Here is a 14,491-nt window from a genome sequence, read left to right as displayed (position 1 = left end):
GCGCCGGACGTTACCAGTTAAGCGCCTTAGACGGTAACCAGAAGTGCGAGGTAGACGTCCACCTGGGTGACGAAGTCGTTGAGGTCCACGCCGAGCAGCTCGGACGCCCGCGCGATGCGGTACCGCAGCGTGTTGACGTGGACGTGCAGGGCCCGCGCCGCCGCGGTCGGCGAGCTGGAGCACTCCAGGTACACCCGCACGGTGTGCACCAGATCCGTGCCCTGCGCCGCGTCGTAGGCGAGCAACGGCCCGAGCACCCGCGCCCGCACCGACCGGCGCAGCTCGTCCGGCGCGCCGGCGGCCAGCAGCTGGTGCACGGCGATGTCCTCGCCCGCGACCAGCTCGATCCGGCCGCCGCGGCGGGCCGCGAGTTCGACCGCGTGCCGCGCCTCCTGCGTCGCGCCGTGCAAGCCGTCCACCGACGCCGGGCCGCCCGAACCCAGGTGGAACCGCGACAACGACATCAGCCGGTCCAGCCGCGTCAGGGCCTCGGCTGCCGCGCGCATCCAGTTCCCCGGTCCGGCGACCAGCGCGTAGGCGTCCTCGCCGACGCCTCCGACCAGCGGCCGCGCGTCGGCGAGCAGCTCGGCCAGCACCTCCGCCGCCAGGGCCGGGCTGTCGTCCGGGGCGCGGGCGAGCAGCACGCGGATCTCCGCCTCCGCGGGCAGTCCGGACGCGGCGAAGGCGTCCCCGACCGGCCCGCCGTCGGCCAGGGCTTGGAGCAACGGCTCGGCCGCCTGGCCCGACATGCGCCGCACCTGGTCCGCCCGCGCCCGCGCCAGCCGCACGAGCTCGGCCAGCTCCGCGGCCAGGTCGCCCGGCTCCGGCTGCGCGACCGCCAGCAGCCACGGCACCGCGAAGCTCCCGCCGACCGGCATCAGCGCGTACCCGTCGTGGACCGTGACCTCCCGGCCGGGCACGAAATGCTCGACGAGGTCCCCGGGCGGCTCGGCCGTGCCCGCGACGACCCGCCCGGTTCCGGACAGCACCCAGCACGGCGCGCCCAGCTCGATCGCGCCCTGCCGCAGCAACGCGGGCAGCGAGATGTCCTCCGTCGCCGCGGCCAGCAAGCGTTTGCGGGCGCCGCTCGGCTCCCGGCCTCGCGCCGCGGCCAGCTCCAGCACCACGCGCTCGGTGATCACCGCGAACGACAGGTCCGCGGGCACCTCCAGCAGCGGGATGCGGTGCCGCGCGCACGCCTGCACGACGTCCGGCGGGATTCCGCCGGTGTCCGCGCCGGACGCGGCCAGTGCGGCGACCCCGGCCCGGGCCAGCGCTTCGACGAACGGCGCGGCGTCGCCCGGCTCGCGCCACCACAGCAGCCCGCTGAGGACGACCTCGCCCGCCGAGACGTACCGGCTCGGGTCAGGCAGCTCGGTGACGTAGATCCGGCTGACCGCGCGGCCGAGCTGCCCGGCGCCGGTGCGCAACCGCAGGCGCAGTTCCGGGATCTCCAGCAGAGTTTTCACGGTCGTCATCAGGGTTGTAGGAAAGCACAAACGGGGGCCCGCACGCTGCTGTCGGTTCGTACTGAGCCGCCGTTGCCGGTGCCCCTGCCACGGGCGTCTACTTCTTGCCATGGATTTCCTGCGACCGGCGAACCTGGCCGAGGCGCTCGCCGCGAAGGCCGAGCGCCCGGACTCCGTGCCACTGGCGGGCGGCACGGATGTCATGGTCGAGCTCAACTTCGACCACCGCCGTCCGGACGCGCTGCTCGACCTGACCCGCGTCGCGGAACTGGCCGAGTGGACCGTCGAGGACGGCGTGGTCCGGCTCGGCGCGGGCGTTTCCTACACGCGGCTCATCACTGACCTGGGTGAAAAGCTGCCCGCGCTGGCGATGGCTTCGCGCACGGTCGGCTCGCCGCAGATCCGCAACCGCGGCACGGTCGGCGGCAACCTCGGCGCCGCCTCGCCAGCGGGGGACACGCACCCGGTGCTGCTGGCGACCGGCGCGCGGGTCGAGGTCGCGTCCGTCCGCGGCACTCGGATGATCGACGCGGACGACTTCTACGTCGGCGTCAAGAAGCACAGCCTCGCCCCCGACGAGCTGATCGTGGCGGTGCACCTGCCGGTCGCGACCGCCCCCCAGCAGTTCGCGAAGGTCGGCACGCGCAACGCCATGGTCATCGCGGTGTGCTCGTTCGCCGTCGCGCTCGACCCGGAGCACCGGCGCGCGGGTGCGGCGATCGGCTCCGCGGCGCCGACTCCCCGCCGTGCTGCCGCGGCCGAGGAGTTCCTCGCCGCCGAGTTGCCGTGGGACGCGCCCGCGCCGCTGCGCGACTCGGTCAAGCGGCGCTTCGGCGAGCTGGTCGCGTCGGCCGCCGCGCCGATCGACGACGTGCGTGGCACCGCGGAGTACCGCAAGCACGCGCTCGCGGTGCTCGCCCGCCGGACACTCGGCTGGGCCTGGCAGGACTACCTGGGAAGTGAGCGGACATGCGCGTGAACGTGACGGTCAACGGCGAAGCCCGGCAGGCCGACGACGTGTGGGAGGGCGAGAGCCTGCTCTACCTGCTGCGCGAGCGGCTCGGCCTGCCCGGCTCCAAGAACGCCTGTGAGCAGGGCGAATGCGGGTCCTGCACGGTCTACCTGGACGGCACGCCGGTCTGCTCGTGCCTGGTCGCCGCCGGGCAGGCCGAGGGACGTGAGGTGCGCACGGTCGAAGGGCTGGCCGACGGCGACCGGCTCGATCCGGTGCAGCAGTCCTTTGTGGACGCGGGCGCCGTGCAGTGCGGCTTCTGCACGCCCGGTCTGGTGGTCGCCGCGCACGACCTGCTGAACCGCGTGCCGAACCCGAGCGACGAGGAGATCCGCGAGGCGCTCGCCGGGAACCTCTGCCGCTGCACGGGCTACGAGAAGATCCTCGACGCGGTGCGGGCGGCGGCGAAATGACCCTGGTCCTGGAGAACGCGGCCATCGCGACGGTCGACGCCGACGGCGCCGAGCACCGCAGCGGGCACGTCGTCATCGACGGCGACACCATCACCGCCGTCGGCCCCGGCCCGGCGACCGTGCCGGGGGAGCGGATCGACGCTGCCGGCTGCCTGGTCACGCCCGGCCTGGTCAACACCCACCACCACCTGTACCAGTGGGCCACCCGCGGGCTGGCGGCCGACGCGACGCTGTTCGAGTGGCTGGTCCACCTGTACCCGGTCTGGAAGCGGCTGGACGCCGGCATCACACATGCCGCCGCGACCGCCGGGATGGCGCACCTGGCGATGACCGGCTGCACCACGGTCGCCGACCACCACTACGTCTTCCCGCATGACAGCGGAGACCAGGTCGAGGCACTCGTCGCGGCGGCGAACCGGATCGGCGTGCGGGCGCACCTCGTGCGCGGGTCGATGGACCGCGGCGAGTCCGACGGCGGCCTGCCGCCGGACAACCTGGTGGAGACCACCGAAGCCGCCTTGCTCGGCACCGAAGCCGCGATCGACGCCCACCACGACCCGGCGCGCAACGCCCGCATCCGCATCGCCGCGGGCCCGTGCTCGCCGTTCTCGGTCAGCGAGGAGCTGATGCGCCAGGCCGCGGATCTGGCTCGGCGCAAGGGAGTCCGGCTGCACACCCACCTCGCCGAGACGCTGGACGAGGAAGAGCAGTGCGTCGCCGAGAACGGCTGCACGCCCGCCGAGTACGCCGACAAGCTGGGCTGGCTCGGCGACGACGTGTGGCTCGCGCACACCGTGCACCTCGAGGGCCCGGCGATCCGCCGCATGGGCGCCACCCGCACCGGTTCGGCGCACTGCCCGACGTCGAACGGCCGTCTCGGCACCGGGATCGCGCCCGTGCGGGACCTGCTCGACGCCGGCGCCCCGGTCGGCCTCGGGGTCGACGGCGCCGCGTCCAACGAGTCCGGCGGGCTCGGCGAGGAGTTGCACCAGGCGCTGCTGCAAGCGCGGCAACGCGGCGGCCCGACCGCGCTGACCGTCCGCGAGGCGCTGTGGATGGGCACCATGGGCGGCGCGCGCTGCCTCGGCCGCGACGGCGAGCTCGGCTCGATCGAGCCCGGCAAGCTCGCCGACCTCGCGGTGTGGAACCTGAACGGCCTGCGCTACGCCGGGATCGAGGACCCGCTGGCCGCGCTCGTGCTCGGCGCGACCCCGCCGCTGAAGCTGCTGCTCGTCGGCGGCCGGACGGTGGTCGCCGACGGCGAACTGCGCACGGACGACGAGACCGCGATCGCGGGCGAGCTGGCGGCCGCGAGCAGGAGGTTGAGATGACCACGTCAGTCGAGCGCACCGGCACGGCAGGCGGGATCGGCGCCAGCCCGCGCCGCCCGGACGGGATCGTGAAGGTGCGCGGCGAGTTCGCGTACTCCTCGGACCTGTGGCACGAGGACATGGTGTGGGGCGTGACCCTGCGCAGCCCGCACCCGTCCGCGCGCATCACCGGCATCGACATCACCGAGGCGCTGAAGGTGCCCGGTGTCGAGGCAGTGCTCACCCACGAGGACGTGCCGGGCGTGAACCGGTACGGCCTGGAGCACCCGGACCAGCCGGTGCTGGCCGTCGACGTGGTGCGCTACCAGGGCGAACCGGTCGCGCTCGTCGCGGCCGACCACCCGGAGACGGCGCGGCGGGCGATGAAACGAATCCGCGTCGACTACGAGGTGCTGGAACCGGTCACCGACGCCGAGCGCGCGGTGCGCGGCGACGGGGCGAAGGTGCACCCGAACGGCAACGTCGTGCGGCACGTGCCGATCCGCCGCGGCGACCCGTCCGCGGCCGCCGACGTGGTGGTGTCCGGCGTGTACGAGGTGGGCATGCAGGACCAGGCGTTCCTCGGCCCGGAGTCCGGTCTCGCGGTCCCGGCCGAGGACGGCGGCGTCGACCTGTACGTCGCGACGCAGTGGTTGCACGTCGACCAGCGCCAGATCGTCGCCGCGCTCGGGTTGCCCGAGGACAAGGTGCGGCTCACGCTCGGCGGGGTCGGCGGCGCGTTCGGCGGGCGCGAGGACCTGTCCATCCAGATCCACGCGTGCCTGCTCGCCCTGCACACCGGCAAGCCGGTGAAGATGGTCTACAACCGCGAGGAATCGTTCTACGGCCACGTGCACCGGCACCCGGCGAAGATGTACTACGAGCACGGCGCCGACCGGGACGGGAAGCTCGTCTACGTCAAGGCGCGGCTGTTCCTCGACGGCGGCGCGTACGCGTCGTCCACCGGCGCGGTCGTCGCCAACGCCGCGACCCTCGGTGTGGGGCCGTACAACGTGGACAACGTGCAGGTCGACTGCTGGGGCGCGTACACGAACAACCCGCCCTGCGGGGCCATGCGCGGCTTCGGCGCGGTGCAGGCGGCGTTCGCGTACGAGTCCCAAATGGACAAACTCGGGCAGGCGTGCGGGCTGGACCCGGTCGAGGTGCGGGTCCGCAACGCGATGAGCGAGGGCTCCCGCATGCCGACCGGGCAGGTCGTGGACTCGGCGGCCCCGGTCGCCGAGCTGCTGCGGCGGGTGGCGGCGAAACCGATGCCGCCCGCGCCGTCCGGCGAGCGGGACCTGCGGACGTTGCCCGGCGGCGTCTCGAACACCACCCACGGCGAGGGTGTCGTACGTGGCGTCGGGTACGCCGTCGGGATCAAGAACATCTGCTTCTCCGAGGGCTTCGACGACTACTCCACCGCGCGTGTGCAGCTGCGGGTGGTCGGCGGCGAGGCGGCCGCGACGGTGCAGACCGCGGCGTGCGAGGTCGGGCAGGGCCTGGTCACGGTGCTGCAGCAGATCGTGCGGACCGAGCTGGGCGTGGAGCAGGTGACGATCCTGCCGATGGACACCTCGATCGGCAACGCCGGGTCGACGTCCGCGTCCCGGCAGACGTACGTGACCGGGGGAGCGGTGCGGGCCGCCTGCGTGGCGGTGCGGACGGCGCTGGCCAAGCGGATCGGTTCGCCCGACCTGGAGCTGGTGGGCGGCAAGCTGGTGTCCGGCCGGGACGGCGTGGTCGCGGACCTGGCCGACGCGCTCGGCGACGACGTCTACGACGAGACGGTGGAGTGGCGGCACCGGCCGACCGAGGTGCTCGACCCGGAGACCGGGGCGGGCAACGCGCACGTGCAGTACGGGTTCGCCGCGCACCGGGCGGTGGTGGACGTGGACACCGAGCTGGGGCTGGTGAAGGTGGTCGCGCTGGACTGCGCGCAGGACGTCGGGCGGGCGCTCAACCCGCAGGCCGTGCTGGGCCAGATCCAGGGCGGTTCGGCGCAGGGGCTCGGGCTGGCGGTGATGGAGGAGATCCAGACGCGGGACGGGAAGATCCGCAACCCGTCGTTCACGGACTACCTGATCCCGACGGTGCTCGACATGCCGCCGATGGACATCGACGTGCTGGAACGGGCCGACCCGAACGCCCCCTACGGCCTGCGCGGAGTCGGCGAACCCCCGACGATTTCCTCCACCCCGGCGATCGTGGCAGCCATCCGAGCCGCGACGGGCAAGGACCTGCCGCGGGTCCCGGTGCGCCCGGAGCACATCGTCAGCTGAGGCGTTCGTGGGCGCCGGGCACATCGCGTCGCTGGCCGCGGGTTCCGGCGCACACCATCAGCGGCGCCGGAACCCAGCCAGGAATCAAGCGCGTTCCAGCACCACCACGGGGATCTCCCGCGAGGTCTTCTTCTGGTACTCGTCGTAGTCCGGCCACACCTCGGCCATCTTCGCCCACATCGCGGGCTTCTCGTCGGGCGTGGCGACCCTCGCGACCGCCTTGAAGCGCTCGCCCTTGATCTGGACCTCGACGTTCGGGTCGGCCTGCAGGTTGACGAACCACGCCGGCGGCGCGTCGGTGCCGCCCTTGGACGCCACCACCAGGTACGCGCCCTCGTGCTCGCGGAAGATCAGGGCGTGCCGGCGCTCCTGCCCGGACTTGCGGCCCTTCGTGAACAGGATCAGGATCGTCGTCCCGTTGCGCCAGTGGTAGCCGTCCTCGCCGTCGGTCTCCAGGTAGCGGTCGACGTGCGGCTGGCCGTGCAGATCGATGGCAGAACTCATGAAGCCGACACTACCCGCGGGCCCGCCCGGTGAGCATTTCACGAGCGGTCGCCACGGCGGCCTCCCCGGCGATGGCCAGCGGCTCCACGTCCCGCAGGGAGCGGCTGAGCACGAAGGCCCCTTCCAGCGCGCTGATCACCGCGATCGTCAGTCGCCGGGCGTCGTCCTCGCTCAGGCCGAAACGCGTGAAAACACCCGTCCCGGTGACGATCCACGCCTCGAACACCTCCGCGGTCGCCCGGCGCAACGTCTCGTTGGTGCTCGCCACCTCCAGTGCCACGGTGGCGATCGGGCAGGCGTCGGCGTAGTCGGTCTCCCGCAACGTCACCGCGGCGGCGGCGAAGGCCTGCTCCAGCCCGGTGATCAGGTCCGGCGCCGGCGCGATCAGCAGGTCGAACAGCTTCCCGTACGCCATGCCGGAGCTGCGGATCACCTCCTCGGCCAGCTGTTCCTTGCCGCCCGGGAAGAAGTGGTAGATCGAGCCGAACGGCGCGCTCGCCTCGCTGACGATCTGCTTCAGGCCCGTCCCGGTGTAGCCGTTGCGCCGGAACAGCTCCGCGCTCACGGCCAGGATCCGTTCTTTGGTGTTGCCCACGTCACTGATCCTAGCTACTCTCCCGCTAGAGCGATCTATCAAATCCGAGGGGGCGGAGATGCCCGAGGTCGAACTGTCCGCGGGGACGATCGAGTACGACGACACCGGCGGTGGGGGGCCGGTGATCGTCTTCCTGCACGGCCTGACCATCGACAACACCGTGTGGCGCAAGGTCGTGCCGGGCCTGGGGGAGTACCGGTGCGTGCTGCCGAACTGGCCGCTGGGCTCGCACCGGAAGCCGATGAAACCGGACGCCGACCTGTCGCTGCGCGGCCACGTGCGGCTGCTGGCCGAGTTCCTGGAGGCGCTCGACCTGCGAGACGTGACGCTGGTCCTCAACGACTGGGGCGGCGCGCAGTTCCTGATCAGCGAGGGGCTGGCCGACCGGGTCGGCAGGCTGGCACTCGTGGCGTGCGAGGCGTTCGACAACTTCCCGCCCGGCCTGTCCGGGCGCATGCTCGTCCGCGTCGCGCGGATCCCCGGCGGCCTGAAAGCCATGCTGCACCTGCTGAAGTTCCGGTTCGTCCAGCGCGCGCCGGGTTCCTGGGGGTGGATGAGCAAGACGCCGGTGCCCGCGGAGGTCATGGACAGCTGGTTCGGCCCGGCCCGCGAGAACCCGGCGATCATGCGGGACATACTGAAGTACGGCCTGCACACGCCGCCGAAGGAGACGCTGCTGGAGTGGTCCGGCAGGCTGGGCGAGTTCACCGGGCCCGTGCTCGTGGTGTGGGCGAAGGAGGACAAGCTCATGCCCCGCGAGCACGGGCCGCGGCTGGCGGCGCTGTTCCCGGACGCGCGGCTGGTCGAGGTGCCGGACAGCTACACGCTCGTGCCGCAGGACCAGCCGGAACTGCTCACGAACCTGTTGCGGGAGTTCGTTCCCGTCGGGTCCCGAAAATGAGGTTGAGCACCACGGCGACCACGCAGCCTGCGCTGATCCCGGAGTCCAGCACGGTCCGCACGGCCGACGGGAAGTGCGCGTAGAACTCCGGCGCGGCGATCGGGATGATCCCGACGCCCAGCGCGGCCGCCACGATCGTCACGTTCGCCGGGCGGTCGAACGCGGCCGTGGCCAGGGTGCGGATGCCGGAGACCGCGACGCTGCCGAACAGCACCAGCCCGGCGCCGCCGAGCACCGGTTGCGGCACCAGCGCGACCACGCCGCCGGCGACCGGGAACAGGCCCAGCAGCACGAGGATCGCGCCGCACGCGGCCACCACGTACCGGCTGAACACGCGGGTCAGCGCGACCAGCCCGACGTTCTGCGCGAAGGCGGTGCAGGCGAACCCGCCGAACACCGTGGACACCGCCGTCGCGACGCCGTCCGCGCGCAGGCCGTCGGCGAGCGTTCGTTGTCCGGTCGGGCGGCCGACGACCTCGCCGAGCGCGAGCATGTCCGCGGTGCTCTCCGCCATGATCACGATCATCACGATCGCCATGGAGATGATGGCCGCGATGTCGAACGCGGGGCTGCCGAAGTGGAACGGGCTCGCCACGCCGAACGCCGGCGCCTCGCGGAAGGTCGACGTGTCGACCTCGCCCAGCGGCCACGCGATCAACGTGCCCACCACCAGACCCAGCAGCAACGCGATCCGGCTCCAGAAGCCGGGCAGGAACCGGTTGAACGCCAGCACCGCGAGCAGCGTGATGGCGGCGAGCAGGATGCCGTGTGGTTCGGCGGAGTCCTGCTGTCCGGAGATCCAGTTGACCGCAACCGGCAGCAGCGACACCCCGATGAGCGTGATGACCGTGCCGGTCACCAGCGGCGGGAAGAACCGCGTCAGCCGGGAGAAGAACGGCGCGGCGAGCACCATCAGCGCGGCGCCGACGAGCGTGGCGCCGTAGACGACGCCGAGCGCGTTCCGCGGCCCGTGCTGCTGCACGATCGCCATCACCGGGGCCACGTTCGCGAACGTGACGCCGTTGACCAGCGGCAGCCGGGCGCCGAACCGCCACACGCCGAGGGTCTGCAGCAGGGTCGCCAGCCCAGCGGTGAACAGGCTCGCGCTGATCAGCAGGCTCAGCTGCCCGCCGGACAGGCCGACGGCGCTGCCGATGATCAACGGCGGGGCGACGACCCCGGCGTACATCGCGGCGACGTGCTGCACGCCGCCGACGACCAGTTGCAGCGCCGGGGGTTTGCGGTCGACCGGGTGGATGTCCGTCACCGGTGTGGCGGTCGTGGTCACGCGGGTTCTCCCAACTCGCCCGGCGCTACCGCCAGGCGGGGCCCGGGTCCTCCGCGTCGTCGCGCAGGACGGTTCCTTCGATGAGGCCGTACGGACGGTCCGCGGCGTGGAAGACCTCGTTGTCGTTGGTGAGCCCGAACGGGCTGAGGTCCACCACGAAGTGGTGCTTGTTCGGCATCGACAGCCGGATCTCGGCCACCTCGCCGCGTGCTTCGAGAACCGCCTCGCCCATCGCGTACAGGGTCTGCTGCAGCGAAAGGCTGTGTTTCGTCGCGAACGTCTCCAGCAGAATCCGCCGGATCTCCGCGAAGCTCTTGCGCCAGTCGATGCCGCTGCCCTGGTACCGCCACTGCGCGGTGACGGCGGTGGCCAGGATGCGGTCGTCGGTCTCGGCCAGCGTCGTGTACTCGTCGCGCGGGAAACCGTGGAACTCCGAGCCGGTGGACTTCAGCACGACCAGGTCGCGCAGGCCGGACACCACCCAGGCGCGGTCGTTCTCGACCGTCACCACGGTGGTCCGCTTTTCCTCGCTCGACCGGGAGAAGGCGTGGTCGTGCGGGCGGCCGCCGACGGCGATGCGATCCCAGGCGTGCTCGTCGATCGTGATGCGCGCGCCGGTGATCTGGCCGAACCGGCCGACGAAGTGCCTGGCCAGCCGCAGCCCGAAGTCCTCGATCTCGCCGACCGGGCTTTCCTTGGCGAACGCGTAGACGGTGTTCTTCTGCGTGTCGGTGGCCACCACGTCGGAGTTGTCGCCGGTGAGGTGGGTCTTCGCGAGGTCGCCGCGCAGCGCGGTGGAGACCGTGAGGTCCTTGAGGTGGTGCACGTCCCCGGCCCGGGTCACCGTGACGAGGCGGACCTCGGCCTTGCCGTACTGGTTCGGCCCCAGCTTGATCGCCATCGTCAGCTCCCTCGGTAGGTGGAGTAGGAGAACGGGCTCAGCAGCAGCGGCACGTGGTGGTGCTGTGTGCCGTCGGTGATCCGGAAGGCCACGGTGACTTCGGGGAAGAACGCGTCCGGTCCGAGGTGGGCGCCGGTGTCGAACACCAGCCGGTAGACGCCGGGGTCCAGTTCCGCGGGGCCGAGGTCGCGGACGCGGCCGTCGTCGTCGGTGCGGCCGCGCGCGATCACCGTGCCGTCGCTCGTTTCCAGTCGCACGGCTACGCCCGCGGCCGGGTGTCCGGCTGCGGTGTCCAGCACGTGGGTGGTCACCAGGCTCATGCCGTCACCGCCTTTCCCAGCCGCAGCACGGCGATCTCGACCAGTTCCCGTCCGGCGACCGCCAGTTCGGTGTCCGGGTCGTTGTGCATGCGCTCCCGCAGGTTCGCCAGCAATTCCGGCCCGCTGCGGCCGCTCGCGCAGACCAGGAACACGTGCCCGAACCGCTCCTCGTACTCGGCGTTGGCGGCGCGGAACTCCGCGGCCGCGGCATCGTCCACACCGGACTGCTCGTCGCGGGACCATCCGCCGGACGGTTTCTCGCCGATCCGCGGGTGCGCCGCGATGGCCCGCCGGGTCTCGTCCCCGGTGAGGGTGAGGCGGGCGGCGCCGGTCAGCGCGGCGAGGTCGGGGTAGGGCCGTCCGGCCAGCACCGCGTCCACCCAGCGGGGCACGTCCAGGCACGCCGTGAGCAGGTCCCGGACGTCGGCGGTGTTGAACTCGGCGAGCGTGACAGTCAAGTGTTCCTCCGGATCACGGTGCTGCCGATTCTGGGAAATGGACGTTACGGTCGTGTTCGACGAGCGTCAACAATTTGTTGAAATCATGGCTCGCGGTTGAGATAGTTGTAGACCGTGAACCGGGTGACGCCGAGTGCTTCGGCGACGGTGGGCGCGGCCCTGCGCATGGCGAACGCGCCGCGCTCCTCCAGCAGGCGCACGGCGCGTTGCTTGCCGGGCCGGTCCAGGTCGGCCAGCCGGGTGCCGAGCTCCCGCTCGACATCGGCGATCAGCCGCTCCAGCGTGGTGGGCGGCGCGCCGGCCGGTTCGCTGGCGGCGGTCGGCGTGGACAGCTGCAGGGTCAGGCGGTTCGCGCCGCCGTCCAGCGCGGCCCTGGCGATGGCCGGGAGCGCGCCGAGCAGGGCGTCCGCGTCGCCGCGGGCGGTGGTGCCGAGCGGGCCGAAGTCCACGGACAACCCGGCCTCCTCGGCGGCGGTGCGTGCGCGGACGGCGTGCTCGGGCGGTTCGCCCTCGCCGCGGAACGGTTCGGTGGTGAACTCGGCTTGCAGTTCCACGTCCGCACGGTAACCGTACGGGCGGGGGAACTGGAAGCGGACGAAAGGAGTGCCGGGTGGAACTGGTCTTCCGGGCGCGGCGCGCGATCACGGCCGCGGGCGACGGGCCGTACTCGGTCGGTGTCGACAGAGGACGGATCACCGCCGTCGAACCCGGCCGCGGGCTGTCCGGTGACCGGGTGGTCGAGCTGGGGGAGGACGTCGTCCTGATGCCCGGTCTCGTCGACACCCACGTGCACGTCAACGACCCCGGCCGCACCGAGTGGGAGGGCTTCGAGACGGCCACCCGCGCGGCCGCGGCGGGCGGGGTCACCACGATCGTGGACATGCCGCTGAACAGCCTGCCGCCGACGGTCGACCCGGACGCGCTGGCGGTCAAGCGGAAGACCGCGTCCGGGCGGGTCCACGTCGATGTCGGGTTCTGGGGCGGCACGATCCCCGGCAACGGCGCGCACTTGCCCGCCTTGCACGAGGCCGGGGTGTTCGGGTTCAAGTGCTTCCTGCTGCACTCGGGTGTCGACGAGTTCCCGCCGCTCGACGACGCCGAACTGGAGGCCGACCTGCGGATCCTCGCCGGGCTGGGCGCGCTGATGATCGTGCACGCCGAGGACGCCCCGACCATCGACGCGGCGCCGCGACCGCACGGCCCGCACTACGAGGGGTTCCTGGCGTCGCGGCCACCCGAGGCGGAGAACCGGGCGATCGCGCGGGTCATCGAGCTCGCGCGGCGCACCGGGGCGCGGGCGCACATCCTGCACCTGTCCTCTTCGGACGCCCTGCCGATGATCGCGGCGGCCCGCGCCGAAGGGGTCGCGCTGACGGTCGAGACGTGCCCGCACTACCTGAGCTTCACCGCGGAGGAGATCCGCGACGGCGCGACGCAGTTCAAGTGCTGCCCGCCGATCCGCGAGGCAGGCAACCGCGAGCGGCTGTGGCAGGGGCTGGCCGACGGCGTGATCGACTGCGTGGTGAGCGACCACTCGCCGTGCACGCCGGACCTGAAGCGGTTCGACAGCGGCGACTTCGGCGAGGCCTGGGGCGGGATCGCCGGGCTGCAGGTCGGGCTGCCCGCGGTGTGGAGCGGGGCGGCGCGGCGCGGGCACACGCTGGCGGACGTGGTGCGCTGGATGGCGACGCGGCCGGCGGAACTGGCGGGGATGACGCGCAAGGGCCGGATCGCCGTCGGCTACGACGCCGATTTCTGCGTGTTCGCACCGGACGAGGAGTTCGTCGTGGACGTCGCGAAGCTGCGCCACCGGAACCCGGTGAGCGCCTACGACGGCAGCCGGCTGCGCGGGGTCGTGCGGCAGACGTGGTTGCGGGGCCAGGAAGTCACCGGGGACAGTCCGCGGGGCGAGTTGCTGAATCGAGGGCAGTGTTGACCGAGCGTCCGGAGTGGACTCATGAGCCGGACCTGGCGTCGCGCCGGGTCGGCGGCAGCGTGGTGTGGGCCAACGACGAGGCCTTCGCCGAGCGGGAGAACCTGATCAAGCCCGGGCCCGCGGAGTTCCGGCCGTGGAACTTCGGGCACAAGGGGCAGATCTACGACGGGTGGGAGACGCGGCGGCGCCGGGAGCCGGGCGTGGACCAGGCGATCGTGCGGCTCGGGCTGCCCGGCGTGGTGACCGGGGTGGTCGTGGACACCGCGTTCTTCACCGGCAACTACCCGCCGTTCGCGTCGGTGGAGGCGGTCGCCGTCGACGGGTACCCGAGCCCGGCGGAGCTGGCCGAACTGGAGTGGACGCCGCTGGTGCCGAAGTCGCCGCTCGCGGGGGACTCGGAGAACTTTTTCGCGGTGTCGTCGTCGCGGCGCTGGACGCACGTGCGGCTGTCGATCCACCCGGACGGCGGGGTGGCGCGGTTCCGGGTGCACGGCGCGCCGGTGGCGGACCCGCGGCTGGTCGACCCGGCGGCCCTGGACCTGGCGGCGCTGGAGAACGGCGCGCGGGTGGCGGGCTGCTCGAACATGTTCTACTCGTCGCCGTCGAACCTGATCTCGCCCGGTTTCGCCGCGGTGATGGGGGAGGGCTGGGAGACGGCCCGCCGCCGCGACGACGGCAACGACTGGGTGTCGGTCGCACTGGCCGGCGCCGGCGTGCCGCGGCTGGCCGAGCTGGACACGACGCACTTCAAGGGCAACGCGCCGGGCTGGGCGTCGTTGAGCGGACGCTTGGACGGTTCGTGGTTCGAGGTGCTGCCCAGGACCCGGCTCCAGCCGGACACGCGGCACCGGTTCCTGGTCCCGGAGCCGCGTGTGCTGAGCGTGGTGCGGCTGGACATCTACCCGGACGGCGGCATGGCCAGGTTGCGCCTGTGGGGCGCGCTGACGGAGCGTGGCCGGGCGGACTTCGAACGGCGGTTCACCGAGAGCAGCGGCTGACGGCGCGCGGCACCGGTTCCTTGTCCCGGAGCCGCGTGTGCTGAGCGTGGTGCGGCTGGACATCTACCCGGACGGCGGCATGGCCAGGTTGCGCCTGTGGGGCG

General features: G+C 72.5%; 15 protein-coding genes and 1 pseudogene. 8 read left to right on the top strand and 8 right to left on the bottom strand.

The window, feature by feature from the left end; all coding sequences use genetic code 11:
- Positions 1-26 precede the first annotated feature (26 nt).
- Positions 27-1,478 carry a PucR family transcriptional regulator gene (locus L2C96_RS13290; RefSeq protein ID WP_237336346.1) on the bottom strand — a complete coding sequence of 484 codons (1,452 nt, stop codon included), beginning with the start codon at positions 1,476-1,478 and terminating at the stop codon, positions 27-29.
- A 100-nt stretch (positions 1,479-1,578) separates the two neighbouring features.
- Here L2C96_RS13290 and L2C96_RS13285 point away from each other — a divergent pair, with 100 nt between their 5' ends.
- From L2C96_RS13285 to pucD, 4 genes are read left to right on the top strand one after another with little or no spacing between them, the layout of a single operon-like run.
- Positions 1,579-2,448, top strand: a complete 870-nt coding sequence (locus tag L2C96_RS13285; RefSeq protein WP_237336345.1) for an FAD binding domain-containing protein — start codon at positions 1,579-1,581, stop codon at positions 2,446-2,448.
- Positions 2,439-2,894 carry a (2Fe-2S)-binding protein gene (locus tag L2C96_RS13280; RefSeq protein ID WP_237336344.1) on the top strand — a complete coding sequence of 152 codons (456 nt, stop codon included), beginning with the start codon at positions 2,439-2,441 and terminating at the stop codon, positions 2,892-2,894. Before L2C96_RS13285 ends, L2C96_RS13280 begins: the two co-directional genes overlap by 10 nt.
- Positions 2,891-4,225: an 8-oxoguanine deaminase gene (locus tag L2C96_RS13275; protein WP_237336343.1), complete on the top strand. Its 1,335-nt coding sequence runs from the start codon at positions 2,891-2,893 to the stop codon at positions 4,223-4,225. The genes L2C96_RS13280 and L2C96_RS13275 overlap by 4 nt, the downstream gene beginning before the upstream one ends.
- A complete protein-coding gene (gene pucD / locus L2C96_RS13270) occupies positions 4,222-6,486 on the top strand; it encodes a xanthine dehydrogenase subunit D (RefSeq protein WP_237336342.1) in 2,265 nt (754 codons plus the stop codon). Before L2C96_RS13275 ends, pucD begins: the two co-directional genes overlap by 4 nt.
- A gap of 84 nt (positions 6,487-6,570) precedes the next feature.
- Here pucD and L2C96_RS13265 read toward each other — a convergent pair whose 3' ends face one another.
- On the bottom strand, positions 6,571-6,990 hold the full coding sequence (locus tag L2C96_RS13265; RefSeq protein ID WP_027931826.1) for a nitroreductase family deazaflavin-dependent oxidoreductase: 420 nt from the start codon (positions 6,988-6,990) through the stop codon (positions 6,571-6,573).
- A 10-nt stretch (positions 6,991-7,000) separates the two neighbouring features.
- Positions 7,001-7,585, bottom strand: coding sequence for a TetR/AcrR family transcriptional regulator (locus L2C96_RS13260; protein WP_237336341.1), 585 nt, complete (start codon positions 7,583-7,585; stop codon positions 7,001-7,003).
- Positions 7,586-7,643: 58 nt separating this feature from the next.
- On the opposite strand from L2C96_RS13260, the gene L2C96_RS13255 reads away from it, so the two are divergent.
- Positions 7,644-8,486, top strand: a complete 843-nt coding sequence (locus L2C96_RS13255; protein WP_237336340.1) for an alpha/beta fold hydrolase — start codon at positions 7,644-7,646, stop codon at positions 8,484-8,486.
- Here the strand turns inward: L2C96_RS13255 and L2C96_RS13250 are convergent.
- The 5 genes from L2C96_RS13250 to L2C96_RS13230 all read right to left on the bottom strand — a co-directional run bounded on the left by L2C96_RS13250 (position 8,440) and on the right by L2C96_RS13230 (position 12,007).
- On the bottom strand, positions 8,440-9,774 hold the full coding sequence (locus L2C96_RS13250) for a nucleobase:cation symporter-2 family protein (RefSeq protein ID WP_020418129.1): 1,335 nt from the start codon (positions 9,772-9,774) through the stop codon (positions 8,440-8,442). The genes L2C96_RS13255 and L2C96_RS13250 overlap by 47 nt on opposite strands.
- A gap of 25 nt (positions 9,775-9,799) precedes the next feature.
- Positions 9,800-10,675: a factor-independent urate hydroxylase gene (pucL, locus tag L2C96_RS13245; RefSeq protein ID WP_237336339.1), complete on the bottom strand. Its 876-nt coding sequence runs from the start codon at positions 10,673-10,675 to the stop codon at positions 9,800-9,802.
- 2 nt (positions 10,676-10,677) lie between these two features.
- Positions 10,678-10,995 carry a hydroxyisourate hydrolase gene (gene uraH, locus L2C96_RS13240; RefSeq protein WP_237336338.1) on the bottom strand — a complete coding sequence of 106 codons (318 nt, stop codon included), beginning with the start codon at positions 10,993-10,995 and terminating at the stop codon, positions 10,678-10,680.
- Positions 10,992-11,453 (bottom strand): 2-oxo-4-hydroxy-4-carboxy-5-ureidoimidazoline decarboxylase, encoded by a 462-nt coding sequence (locus L2C96_RS13235; protein ID WP_237336337.1) that lies wholly within the window; start codon positions 11,451-11,453, stop codon positions 10,992-10,994. The genes uraH and L2C96_RS13235 overlap by 4 nt, the downstream gene beginning before the upstream one ends.
- An 83-nt stretch (positions 11,454-11,536) precedes the next feature.
- Positions 11,537-12,007, bottom strand: a complete 471-nt coding sequence (locus L2C96_RS13230) for a helix-turn-helix domain-containing protein (RefSeq protein ID WP_237336336.1) — start codon at positions 12,005-12,007, stop codon at positions 11,537-11,539.
- A gap of 56 nt (positions 12,008-12,063) precedes the next feature.
- Between L2C96_RS13230 and allB the strand changes: the two genes are divergently transcribed.
- The 3 genes and pseudogenes from allB to L2C96_RS45055 all read left to right on the top strand — a co-directional run.
- On the top strand, positions 12,064-13,389 hold the full coding sequence (allB, locus tag L2C96_RS13225) for an allantoinase AllB (protein ID WP_237336335.1): 1,326 nt from the start codon (positions 12,064-12,066) through the stop codon (positions 13,387-13,389).
- Entirely contained in the window at positions 13,383-14,387 is a 1,005-nt protein-coding gene (gene alc / locus L2C96_RS13220) for an allantoicase (RefSeq protein WP_237336334.1), read from the top strand. Before allB ends, alc begins: the two co-directional genes overlap by 7 nt.
- Positions 14,341-14,491: pseudogene (locus tag L2C96_RS45055) on the top strand (allantoicase); the annotation flags it as partial. The gene alc and the pseudogene L2C96_RS45055, both read left to right, overlap by 47 nt.

The sequence above is a fragment of the Amycolatopsis tucumanensis genome (assembly GCF_021654135.1).
GTDB classification, from domain to species: Bacteria; Actinomycetota; Actinomycetes; order Mycobacteriales; family Pseudonocardiaceae; genus Amycolatopsis_E; species Amycolatopsis_E tucumanensis.
The sequence above is the reverse complement of the archived record's forward strand: the minus strand, read 5'-3'. Positions and strand labels throughout refer to the sequence as shown.

Excerpts from the sequence above, each read along its gene's own strand:
- uraH (WP_237336338.1), bottom strand. The coding sequence starts at position 10,995 with ATGAGCCTGGTGACCACCCACGTGCTGGACACCGCAGCCGGACACCCG.
- L2C96_RS13285 (WP_237336345.1), top strand. The coding sequence starts at position 1,579 with ATGGATTTCCTGCGACCGGCGAACCTGGCCGAGGCGCTCGCCGCGAAG.
- pucD (WP_237336342.1), top strand. The coding sequence starts at position 4,222 with ATGACCACGTCAGTCGAGCGCACCGGCACGGCAGGCGGGATCGGCGCC.
- L2C96_RS13280 (WP_237336344.1), top strand. The coding sequence starts at position 2,439 with ATGCGCGTGAACGTGACGGTCAACGGCGAAGCCCGGCAGGCCGACGAC.
- L2C96_RS13255 (WP_237336340.1), top strand. The coding sequence starts at position 7,644 with ATGCCCGAGGTCGAACTGTCCGCGGGGACGATCGAGTACGACGACACC.
- pucL (WP_237336339.1), bottom strand. The coding sequence starts at position 10,675 with ATGGCGATCAAGCTGGGGCCGAACCAGTACGGCAAGGCCGAGGTCCGC.
- L2C96_RS13265 (WP_027931826.1), bottom strand. The coding sequence starts at position 6,990 with ATGAGTTCTGCCATCGATCTGCACGGCCAGCCGCACGTCGACCGCTAC.
- L2C96_RS13290 (WP_237336346.1), bottom strand. The coding sequence starts at position 1,478 with ATGACGACCGTGAAAACTCTGCTGGAGATCCCGGAACTGCGCCTGCGG.
- L2C96_RS13275 (WP_237336343.1), top strand. The coding sequence starts at position 2,891 with ATGACCCTGGTCCTGGAGAACGCGGCCATCGCGACGGTCGACGCCGAC.